Annotated in this window: 9 protein-coding genes; 3 read left to right on the forward strand and 6 right to left on the reverse strand. The window is 44.8% G+C overall.

All coding sequences use genetic code 11. The annotated features are described in order from the left end of the window. Positions 1-478: 478 nt before the first annotated feature. On the reverse strand, positions 479-1330 hold the full coding sequence (locus JGK20_RS11715) for an MvdC/MvdD family ATP grasp protein (RefSeq protein WP_293230525.1): 852 nt from the start codon (positions 1328-1330) through the stop codon (positions 479-481). Positions 1331-1530: 200 nt separating this feature from the next. Beyond that, entirely contained in the window at positions 1531-1749 is a 219-nt protein-coding gene (locus tag JGK20_RS11720) for a hypothetical protein (RefSeq protein ID WP_293189187.1), read from the reverse strand. A 126-nt stretch (positions 1750-1875) separates the two neighbouring features. Between JGK20_RS11720 and JGK20_RS11725 the strand changes: the two genes are divergently transcribed. Further along, entirely contained in the window at positions 1876-2370 is a 495-nt protein-coding gene (locus JGK20_RS11725; protein WP_293176640.1) for a hypothetical protein, read from the forward strand. Positions 2371-2543: 173 nt separating this feature from the next. Here JGK20_RS11725 and JGK20_RS11730 read toward each other — a convergent pair whose 3' ends face one another. From JGK20_RS11730 to JGK20_RS11745, 4 genes are all read right to left on the reverse strand, one after another. After that, on the reverse strand, positions 2544-2675 hold the full coding sequence (locus JGK20_RS11730) for a hypothetical protein (protein ID WP_293176642.1): 132 nt from the start codon (positions 2673-2675) through the stop codon (positions 2544-2546). A 185-nt stretch (positions 2676-2860) separates the two neighbouring features. Continuing rightward, on the reverse strand, positions 2861-5422 hold the full coding sequence (priA, locus tag JGK20_RS11735; protein WP_293230528.1) for a primosomal protein N': 2562 nt from the start codon (positions 5420-5422) through the stop codon (positions 2861-2863). Between the two features lie 575 nt (positions 5423-5997). Then, positions 5998-8103 (reverse strand): ATP-binding protein, encoded by a 2106-nt coding sequence (locus tag JGK20_RS11740; RefSeq protein ID WP_293212262.1) that lies wholly within the window; start codon positions 8101-8103, stop codon positions 5998-6000. 120 nt (positions 8104-8223) lie between these two features. Then, positions 8224-9243: an ABC transporter substrate-binding protein gene (locus JGK20_RS11745; RefSeq protein WP_293189179.1), complete on the reverse strand. Its 1020-nt coding sequence runs from the start codon at positions 9241-9243 to the stop codon at positions 8224-8226. Positions 9244-9944: 701 nt separating this feature from the next. On the opposite strand from JGK20_RS11745, the gene JGK20_RS11750 reads away from it, so the two are divergent. Beyond that, positions 9945-10889, forward strand: a complete 945-nt coding sequence (locus tag JGK20_RS11750; protein WP_293176650.1) for a fused MFS/spermidine synthase — start codon at positions 9945-9947, stop codon at positions 10887-10889. A gap of 39 nt (positions 10890-10928) precedes the next feature. Then, a complete protein-coding gene (locus JGK20_RS11755) occupies positions 10929-11099 on the forward strand; it encodes a YqaE/Pmp3 family membrane protein (RefSeq protein WP_293205156.1) in 171 nt (56 codons plus the stop codon). The last annotated feature ends 63 nt before the right edge of the window (positions 11100-11162 follow it).

The following is an 11162-nucleotide window of genomic DNA, read 5'->3' on the forward strand; positions in this document are numbered from 1 at the left end:
TTTCTTGCGGACTAAAGTCCTCACTACGAACCAAAATAGGTTTGTAGTAAGGACTTCAGTCCTTTCTTTTCTTGCGGACTAAAGTCCTCACTACGAACCTATTTTAGTAGAAAGTAGGGTGTGTCGCCACGAATAATTCTCGATATTTGCCAAGATTCAACGAGCGACGCACCACCACCATCATCAAGGGGGTAAAAGCCCGGATTTAGTATTAGATAATCCTAGCTACAATGTTCTTAGTTAAGTTTGTTTACTCAAATATTGTCGCTGTAGTTCGTTGATTCCTTGTCCGGAGCGAGGAACGAAGCAATCCCAGCGCTGATTCCTTGTAACGAAGCAATCTCAGCACTGATTCCTTGTCCGCAGCGAGGAACGAAGCAATCTCAGCGCTGATTCTTTGTCATTGCTAGGAACGAAGCAATCTCTATAGAATGTGTAATTCCTGAGAGAATTTAGCAATCCTGTTGATATTGAAGCGCTAAATCTTCGATGAGTTCATGTCGAATGCACCAAAATTTAAGCCAAACTCGTCAAGCATTTGATGGAGTTTGTTGAGGTAATCAATTGGTAGCTTGTCGGGAACGTGAACGAGTTTATCCGGTTCGGCGACGCGCCAATCTAAGGTCACGTCTGCATCGTTGGTATGTTCGGCATCAATGCGGCAAACAAAACTTTGCTTGCCGATTAATGTAACGCGATATTCTGCTTTCTTTTGAATGCGTTTTTGAATAAAAACAGGTGCTAATCGAATGCTCTCTCGAAATGTTTCAAGTGTTTCTACATCAATGGGGCGAGTATAACACGAATACTGTTTTTCATCATGTAAGAATCCAGAGTAGCGCATCGGTTTGACAATGCACTTTCCCTGTTGTGTCACAAAGTTGCAAGCAGCATCGTAGGAATTTGTGACAAGTGTTGGAGGGATAATGGGGATTTGGTTGATGCGATGGGATGGCAATCTAATCTTGTAGTAGTTATTGACCCACCTCGCTTTGGGATATAAGCCAGACAGAGAGTATATTAAAGATTCTGTTTCTTCTTGACAATACTTGATTGCCCAAGCATCATCAACTTCTGGAAACACTTGATAATCTTGTGGTTTGCGCCACCAAATCACGCCAATATCTTGAACTTCTTTCAAGGAGTCTTCAAAGGACAAAAAACTTTGACTGGGATTGCCAGAAGCTTGCCACGAGTAAGCATATTTGCTTGTTTTAATAAAACTTTCTGAATTCAATCGAATTGCTCGAATATTTGAGTTTTGCAATTCGTTGATAACGACATCTGCATGAATGTCTGTCTCGGAAGTCACGATTAAAAGGTCAGTCATACTATTTTATATTTTAGATTTTAGATTGGAAATGATGGATTATGTATGGGTTTCGAGCTTGTATGCGTTTTTTTGAAACTGGTATCGCAATCAAACTAATTGAAATAATGTTGACAGTGAAAGACCTGTCATGCAAAAATTCATACAGGTCTTTCAAGAACATAAAGGGCGATCGAATTATTTCTTAGTAATTCAAAATTCTAGTCGTCCTCTTGCTGGTCGTCATCACTAGGTTCAAACTGAAAAATACTGGAGCCAGCACGAGTAGACCAGGAGCCGCTCATGGAGGTGATGTTAGAAGTCTGCGTGCTGGGATCGTAGCTAGCTTGCTCTTCGGAAATGCCGTACTTGGGCGAGATGCTCAGGTGCATCATCAAAGGATTTGCTTTTTTGTCGAGAGCGAGTTGGGTAGTCGTCATAAGTTAGTTTCTTTGAGCGATGATAAAAAGTTTTGATAAAGCTTTAATCGTTTTTGTATTCAAGGCGAAAATAGTCGGATCTAGACGGTTTTAGTTCGATCGCTCGGATATTGGGAGGAGGCGCGGGTGAACGTTAAGGAAGCACTGGCTTTTGCGGATGAAGTTGTCTTTGCGAAAACTGGCAAGCATTTAGATGATATGCAAGTTGGTGTGATTGAGGGCGTTTTGAAGCGGCAAAAGTACGGCGATATTGCCCAAGGGCTGAACTGTACTGAGGGTTATGCTAAAGATGTGGGGTACGAGCTATGGGAGTTGTTCTCTGATATTTTTGGAGAAGATGTTAATAAATTAAATTTGCGATCGGCACTGATTCGCAAGTCGATGATTAGCAATGTTACAGGCGGCGTCATTAGTGGAAATCATGTCGCTCGCGGTCATGTAATTGGCTCTTTAAATATCTGCACATCACAGGAAGAGTCGCCTGAGTTTTTGCGGGGAAAGCAGCGGGCGAAAATTGAGGCGATTGCTCGCTTCCAAGCAATAGGATTGAGCGATGAGCAAATCGCGCAATGTTTGGATATGACGTTAGAAGAGATTCGACAAGTCGATTTAACAGAATAGAAGTAGTCACTACAAACCAATTTTAGTAGTTGTAGGATGCGTCGAAATTAAAAATCTCTAACTCAATATCGACAATCTCATGGCGACGCACCGGGCGAAATAGGTATCAGGTGCGTCAGTTTGGAGATTGTCGATTATTTAGACAATCGTCGAAGCTGACGCACCCTACGATTCTAATTCATCTTAAATGCCCCAGGCGATAAATGAAATAACTCAGCTAATTTCTGAATTTGACTCACCGTCAGTTCCCTGTTACCATTCAAAACCTCAGCCACCAAAGACTCAGTAGAAAAAATATCAACCAAGTCTTTTTCTGAAAGAAGACCGGGCGGTTGAAACCGCGTCTATACAGACAAAACCCGCCTCCGCGGGTTGAAGACCCGGCCGTTTAAATTACGTTGTTTTCTTCAGTCCACGGAGGTGGACATTGTTTGTGTAGACGCGGTTTCAACCGCCGTCTTATTGGGGATTCTCGCTTTTCCATCCCCAATCAACCAAAATTCAACGGATCGACATCAATAGTCAGACTAACAGAACGCGGCGTACGATCGCGCAACCCGACTAAATCCGACAAATCCAGCGACTCATCCAAAGGTAACTTCAGCAAAATCTGCCACCGATAGCGGTTCGCCACCCGCATAATCGCCGCCGGTGCAGGCCCCAACATCTCGCAGCCAGACGCCGAAAGTCGATCGATATACTGTTGACAAACAGACGCCAATTGTACCGCAGTCACCGCCACCTCCGCCGCATCCACACTACTCAACCGCAACAAAATCAACCGCCCCGAAGGTGGATAATTCAGCGCCGCCCTTTCTGCTAATTCCGTCTCCACAAAACTTGTATATTCGTGCCGCCTCACAGCTTGAACCACTCGATGTTCGGGAGTGTAAGTTTGAATAATTACCCGCCCCGGATCGTCGCCTCTACCCGCACGGCCCGCAACTTGAGTTAAAGTTTGAAAAGCCCGTTCGCTGGCGCGATAATCCGATAAATTCAGCAATCCATCAGCAGACACAACTCCCACCAACGTTACTCCAGCTAAATCTAAACCCTTCGTCAGCATTTGCGTACCAAGTAAAATATCAGCTTCCCCATTCGCAAATTGAGTTAACAATCGGCGGTGATCGCCCTTATTTCTAGTAGTATCGCTATCAAACCGAATCGCCCGCAATTCTGGAAACAATCTCGTTAATTCCTGTTCCACTCGCTGAGTGCCGCTACCGAAGTTTTTGAAGTAAGGAGAACTGCATTCTGGACAATTTTGAGGATGTCTTTCCGTGTGGTTGCAGTAGTGACAGCGCAGGATTTCTGCTGTGCCTTCGCCGACCTGGTGATAAGATAGAGAAACATCGCAATTCGGGCATTCCATCACATAGCCACAACTCCGACAAGACACAAACGTGCTGTGTCCTCTGCGGTGAATAAATAGGATGCCTTGCTGTTGTCTTGCTTGCAATTGTTCCAGGGCATTTTGCAAAGAAGTGCTGAAAATTGAGCGGTTCCCTTGCCGCAATTCTTGGCGCATATCCACTACTTCCACGGGCGGCATCGGGCGGGAATAAACGCGCGTTGGTAATGATAAATAATGGATAGTTGGTAACGAGTGATAATCTCGGCGCGTCCCTACCAACGTCTCTAAAGCTGGCGTTGCGGAACCTAAAATTAACGGACAATTTTCTAATTCGGCGCGCCATTTGGCAACGGTGCGGGCGTGGTAGCAGGGCGCTGGTTGGTCTTGTTTGAAGCTGCTGTCGTGTTCTTCGTCGAGGATAATTAAGCCGAGGTGCGGTAATGGTGCGAAAATGGCCGATCGCGTGCCGATGACAATTTGTGGCGTTCCTGTGAGCATCTGCCGCCATGTATCGTAACGTTCGCCGTCGGATAGCCCGCTGTGGTACACGCAAATTTGCTCGCCGAAACGGGCGCGGAATCTGTCTGTCAGTTGCGGTGTCAACCCGATTTCCGGGACGAGCACAAGGGCGGATTTGCCGCTGGCCAAGATTGGGGCGATCGCCTGCAAATACACTTCAGTCTTACCAGAACCCGTAACGCCGTGCAACAGCACTTGACGGAATCCCGAAAAACTGTTAATAAACCCTAAAGCTTCAGCTTGAAAACGAGTTAACTTTTTCGGTGCATCGGGTAATTGAGCAATTCCGCGATCGCCCCTGAGAACTTCCCTTTGATCGATGACAACGCTACCTTTCTGTTCCAAATTTTTGACAACCGAAGCACCCGCGCTGCAAATTCTCAGCAAATCATTCATCCACATTTCACCGCCGCCGCGCCGCAAAACTTCCAATACTTCTTGTTGGCGCTTAGTTAAATCCGTGACAAAGGCGCTGGGGATTAATATCACTGCCGGTTTGAGTTGTGGTTTCGGAGGATTGGGCGGTTCTAAATAACTTTCTACCCAACCGCGTTGCAATAAATCTTTCAATCCCCGATAACTTCCCTTGACTTGGCGCTGAAGGTATTGCCAAGTGTAATCGCCCTTTTTTTGAGCTTGCAGCAATTGCAAAATTTGACTGGCGGCGGGATTCAAAAATGTTTCGGCATTTGGAGAAACAGCATCTTTAATTAACCTAATCCGGCGCACTGAACGGCTTAACAAACCGGGTGGCAGCGAAGCTCTAATTACTTGAATTAATGTTGTACAATAATAAGCAGATACTCGTTCGAGCAATTGCCAGTAAGTAGGCGGAAAAAAGCCCGTACTGACAACATCTTCGACATCTTTCACCCGCCCCGGATCTAAGTCTGCCGGCAGTTGAGAAACGAACCGAATTGCGATCGCCCCTACCTGTTGGCTGCCAAAGGGTACACTCAAAATATCCCCCGGCTGCACGTTCAATTCCGCAGGTAAGCGATAGGTAAATAACTTGTTTTCCTCCCCCGGCGAGTCCCCCGCGCCCCTGAAAGGAGAGTCCACCAACACCTCGATCCACTGTGCCGATGTGGTGGGGCGTTGCGGCGGTTGGCTGCTACCGTAGGATGCCCCGGCCTCTGCCGCGGAGGGGGTTAATAAACCAAAAGTGACAGTAGACATAGGGTTTCACATCAAACTAGGAGGAGCCGCGGTCATAGGGAGTTTTTATTATCCCTCAGTTTAGCTTATTAAGACTAAAATCCCTGAAAAATCTCGCTTCTAACTTAGTCTAGATCCCCCTAAATCCCCCTTAAGAAGGGGGACTTTGAGAATACTCCTGTCCCACCCCCTACTCCCCTTTTTTAAGGGGGTTAGAGGGGATATAGATCCTAATAGTCAGACAGCAGAGTGATAATACATTCGCAGCTCAAATTGACACACTTTGCTCGCGGCGCCGTTTCATTAGCCGATATCTGTAAATTAGTCAACTAAAAATATAGCCTTTCTCAAAAAAGTGAGGTATGCCCGCTAGTCTTATGCGGGTGCATCTGGTTTTTGAAGCCTGAAGAAGCATGACCGCATATAAGTTATTAGTTATAATCCCATATTGACGGAGGTCATGCTTCGCCCCTACGGATATATTTGCCTTGCGCCAGATGCACCCTCTTATGCCCTATGCCCTATGCCCTATGCCCTATGCCCTATGCCCCATGCCCATTAGTACCTCATCTTTCTGAGAAAGGCTACAGCTTAGATTAACTGCGGGATTTGGCGATCGGAATCTCGATCGCAAATTCAGTCCCTTCTCCCACTGTCGATATGCACTCCAACCTCCCGCCGTGTTTGTCCACCACAATTTGATAGCTAATTGATAGCCCCAAACCTGTACCTGTACCCACTGGTTTTGTCGTAAAGAAAGGGTCAAAAATTTTTGTTTTCACTGCGTCATCTATTCCCGGCCCATTATCCTTAATACTGATTTTTACCAAATTGTTTTTTGAAATAAATGTACTAATTATAATCTGACCTTGAGAGTGAGCTTGATGTTTTTGGGAATCGTGATTTTCGGGATTGTGCAAAGCATATATAGAATTACTCAAAATATTCATAAATACTTGATTTAGCTGCCCCGCATAACATTCAATGAGTGGCAAATCTCCATAATCTTTGACAATCTCAATCTCCTTAAAATTGGGTTTGGCTTTGACAGCACTCTGTAAAATCAAAAGCGTGCTATCAAGTCCTTGATGAATATTCACTGGTTTGAGGTCTGATTCATCCAAGCGAGAGAAATTTCGCAAACTTAGTACAATTTCACGAATGCGATTAGTACCCACTTTCATTGAAGACAATATTTTCGGCAGATCCTCGCCGACAAACTCCAGATCGCTATCTTCAATCAAATCTGCAATTTCCGCCTTAGGATTCGGATATTCCTGCTGGTACAAATCGATTAAACTTAATAGGTTGTGACTGTAGGTACTAACGTGAGAAAGATTGGCGTGAATGAAATTAACAGGGTTATTAATCTCGTGGGCTACACCAGCGATCATTTGACCGAGGGAAGACATTTTTTCTGTTTGAATTAGTTGAGCCTGGGTTTTCTGTAAATCTTGCAGAGTTTGTTTGAGTTGTTTAGATTGAGCAGTAGCAGTAGCCGCAAGTTTATCCTTAAGTTCTAAAATTTGACGCATTTCTGCCTCAGCGTGCTTGCGCTTGGTGATGTCAAAAATTACTCCGTCAAGCCAGAGAAGATCGCCGTTTTCATTAAATATGCCTTGACCTTTGTCTGACACCCATCTCACAGTCCTATCCGCTCTAATAATGCGGTACTCGATGATATAATCCCGTTTTTTCAAGATTCTTTTATCGATAATCTTCTGTACCATTGCTGCATCTTCAGCATGGATGATACTGTTAAAACTTCGCACTCGATTGTCAATAAAATCGGTGGCGGAGTAGCCCGAAATATCTGCGATCGCATCACTGATAAACTCGATCGTCCAGTCGGCATCGAATACCCATCGATAAACCGCACCCGGGAGATTGGAAACCAAGCTTCTGAAACGTTTCTCGCTGTCTTGGAGCACCTCCGTATCAGACTGAATGCGATCGCCCATTTGGTTAAAAGCGGCCGCAATCTGAGCAAGTTCATCAGATCCTCCCAGTTGCGCGCGCGCGTCCAATTTTCCTTGGCTGAAGCTATTGCTCGCTGCTACCAGCCTCGCAGCCCGCCCTGTCAAGGTTTTATCAAAAAACAACCAGACAATTATGCAAAATACAGCTAACCCAATACTCGTTTCGGCCGATCGCTGCAAAGTATCTGCATAAGATTGCTGCTTGAATAACAAAATATCATACTCTACCAAAAGAATGCCGACTCTCGAAGGGCGAACTTCTCCCGGCTGGGCCCCCAACAAAACCGGATAAATTGCCCAGGTACTCTCTTTATTTTGAGCAAGCTTGACTTCTCCTGACATCTTTTCCCGAACTTTGAAAAATTCTTCTGGCAAATAGTTAGGTAACGAGATTTCGGCGATCGGGTGATTCCGCAATTCGTAACGGGTTGCCAAAATTACTCGGTTATTTTCATCACAAAGCAACGCTAAGCGGATATTTCGCTCGCTACCCAACTTGCTAATTGCGATTTCCACTTGCTCAACATCTCCTCTGCGGTACAAATATTCCAGCATTCCTGAGATTTGATTTGCAGAAAACTTTAAATCGTTAATTCCTTTTTCTTCTTGCCGCCGATACGACTGATGTACCTCTCGTTCAAAAGAAAATAAACCCAGCAAACTGCCGAAAGTCAACAGGATTAAAGGAATTGATAAACGTAGAGAAAAAGGGAATTGTTTCATAGTTAGAAATGATATAAATTTGAGTTCCTAGATTGTTGTTGCTAATTTCAACCCAAAATATGCAAATCAATAGTCACTTAAAACTCATATTTGTTCCCGACTAACTAGAATTATAATCGATCAATATTTCACTTTTTTGACCAATTTGTCGTCCAACAAAGGAGCAGGATTTACAGCTTTTGGCAGCAACTTGTTTTCTAGCATCACTTGAGACAATCGCTTGACGCCATTCAGCAATGACGGATCTGTTTTCCCTAGTAACTTTTGATTTTCTTGGAGGCTTGGACTGCTCAGCCCTTTTAAAGATTCTAAGAATTGTTCTGGAGTCACTCCTGTACGGGGAGCTATGCGACTAGCAGCATCCTGGGGATTTTTTGTCAAGTAATCTAGGGCGCGAAACCGACCGTCAACTAAAGCCTGCAAAGCCTTGGGCTGCTTGTTAATTACATCGTCGCGTACTATCAGAACATCGACAATTTCACCGGGGATTTGCGAACTATCAAACAGTTGTTTTGCGCCTACTGCTAGCAGCTTTGTCCGAGCATATCCAAAGGTAACAACAGCATCTACCTTTCCATCTTTAAAAGCTCGTTCATGTTCCGATACTCCTAAAGAAACAATTTTGATATCTTTAGGTGACATACCTTTTTGTTCTAAGGCACGGGTAATTATGAATGCTCCTAGTGCAGTAGATTCGACGCCTACTGGTCGGTTTTTTAAGCCTTGCAAATTTGGAATCTCTGGTTTGCCGAGAATCACATCCCCACCGTTAGAAAAATCCATTACAACTACAATCTTTACGTCGGGATTGGTTGCTGCCAATACCAAAGCTTGGTCGATGGATATGCCCGCTGCTTCAATTTCTCCATTTCGATAGGCTCGTACCTCTTCTGTACCTGAAGGGTAATCTACTAATCGAATAGGAGTATTGTCATAGTACCCTAAACTGCGAGCCAAGTACAGAGTTTCATAGCCAGGCCAAACATTGGCACCGACTCGCAAAGGGGCTTCTGCTTTCGTGCAACTAGCTAATATCACTGTACACAGGGTGACTGTCGCAATGCCAAGCATAAAGCTTTTTAGTTTCCGGCTCACTTTTTTCCAAAACTTGAGGTCAAACATCAGAAGATTTTTCAGCATATACTTAGGTAAGCTCCTGCTTATTGATTAGTAAATTATACTTGTTGGTCAGCACTTAAGTTCAGGTGGTGCGATCGCCAATATTGACCAATATATTCAATATAAACACCGATCGCCAACTTCTAGCAGCGACTTGAAAGTGAATAATTGCCCTGCAACAAATAACCTGTGACCAACAACTTTGTAGCCAACCTGCGTGGGTACAAGTATTAACACCAGTTTTATAAAGTTTTGCGATAAAAGTATTCGTAGGATGTGTCGCTTGCGATAAATTACTGGCATTGAATTGCAAATCTGATAGCGACGCACCTTACCCATCGGGTAGAGCAAGCCCAACAATTGTTTTGTAGCACGATTTGTTATAAATGATATGAATAGCATTGCGATCGAGTTTTGCGATAAAAGAAGTGTTGGGAAAGAGTGAAACGGATGATTATTTACACCGCAGAGAGTTTGTCAGGTGCGTCGCGGTGAGATTGTGGATATGCAAGTTGAGGTATCCCAATGCCAAATGCCCTGTTTGCCAAATGCCCTGTTTGCCAAATGCCCTGTTTGCCCAATGTCCATGAGTACCTCATATGGGAGATGGAAAGGCTATAACTCCCATGTGTCGATCGCACTTACACACCAGCGCCATTTTATGGTAGGAATTAATACTTGCGAGAAAATCGACACAGCAGTTCACATTGGGAGAGTATTGAATGTCAGGTAGCGAAGTCCGTGCAGACTTTTGGATGAGCGAGTACATTACCCCTTGGGATATTTACGTTCACGGCATCATCGGCGTGCTCGCTTACAAAAAAACTGCCTACCAGGAAATGTACGTAGTTCAAACCGGCACCTACGGTAAAGGCTTAGTTTTGGACGGCAAATGGCAATCTTGTACAGGCGACGAGTTTCTGTACCACGAACCCCTCGTGCACCCAGCCATGATTGCTCACGGTTCGCCCAAAAAAGTGCTAGTTCTCGGCGGTGGCGAAGGAGCTACAATTAGAGAAGTGTTGCGCTGGAAAAGTGTTGAAAAAGTAGTGATGGTAGATATTGACGGCGAAGTAGTAGAAGCTTGCCGCGAACACCTGCCAGAAATGCACCAAAACGCCTTTGACGACCCCCGTTCCGAAGTAGTAATCGGCGACGCTTTGGACTATTTAGACAACACAGATAACGATTGGGATATTGTGATTTCCGACTTATCCGATCCCATTGAAGAAGGGCCATCTTTCCAGTTGTTTACCAAGGAGTATTTTGAGAAAGTCCGCAAAATACTGTCACCTAACGGGTATTTCGTAGTGCAAGCGGGCCCAGTTTCTCCAGCAGAAATGAAAATGCACGCCCGCATTGTCAACACCCTGAAATCGGTTTTCCCCAACGTTCAATCCTGCACCAGCTTTATTTCTACCTACGGAGCTCCTTGGGGTTTTGCGGTAGCTTCCAGCCAAGAAATAAACACGCGGCCAGAACCTGAAGTTACCGACAAATTGCTCGCCGACAAAACAATTGGTGGGTTGCGGATGTTAGACGGGATTACACTGTTGGGACTGATGCAAGTTCCCGGTCACTTACGAAAAGTAATCGCCGAGGAAACCGAAGTTTACACGATCGCAGCACCGCCTAAATTTTTCGGGAAAGGGTCTGTCGGTCAGTGAAGTTAAATTGAAAGAGAAAAGTCGTTTGGAGTAACTCACATGGGCAGTTTAATCCGCATAGTCGCTGCAATTTTTATTCCCCCGCTGGGCGTATTTTTGACCGTCGGAATTGGAGGTGATTTTTGGATCAACCTGGTTCTGACATTTTTGGGATTTATTCCCGGCGTTGTTCACGCTATTTGGGTAATTGCCAAGCACGATCGGGGCTAGGTTGATATCAAAAAGACCTGTAAGGGCGGGTTCACAAACAATATCTGTCAGCAGCGCAGGGAT

This window comes from Microcoleus sp. PH2017_05_CCC_O_A, assembly GCF_020738785.1.
GTDB lineage: Bacteria > Cyanobacteriota > Cyanobacteriia > Cyanobacteriales > Microcoleaceae > Microcoleus.

Excerpts from the sequence above, each read along its gene's own strand:
- JGK20_RS11740 (WP_293212262.1), bottom strand. The coding sequence starts at position 8,103 with ATGAAACAATTCCCTTTTTCTCTACGTTTATCAATTCCTTTAATCCTG.
- JGK20_RS11755 (WP_293205156.1), top strand. The coding sequence starts at position 10,929 with ATGGGCAGTTTAATCCGCATAGTCGCTGCAATTTTTATTCCCCCGCTG.
- JGK20_RS11745 (WP_293189179.1), bottom strand. The coding sequence starts at position 9,243 with ATGCTGAAAAATCTTCTGATGTTTGACCTCAAGTTTTGGAAAAAAGTG.
- JGK20_RS11715 (WP_293230525.1), bottom strand. The coding sequence starts at position 1,330 with ATGACTGACCTTTTAATCGTGACTTCCGAGACAGACATTCATGCAGAT.
- JGK20_RS11720 (WP_293189187.1), bottom strand. The coding sequence starts at position 1,749 with ATGACGACTACCCAACTCGCTCTCGACAAAAAAGCAAATCCTTTGATG.
- priA (WP_293230528.1), bottom strand. The coding sequence starts at position 5,422 with ATGTCTACTGTCACTTTTGGTTTATTAACCCCCTCCGCGGCAGAGGCC.
- JGK20_RS11750 (WP_293176650.1), top strand. The coding sequence starts at position 9,945 with ATGTCAGGTAGCGAAGTCCGTGCAGACTTTTGGATGAGCGAGTACATT.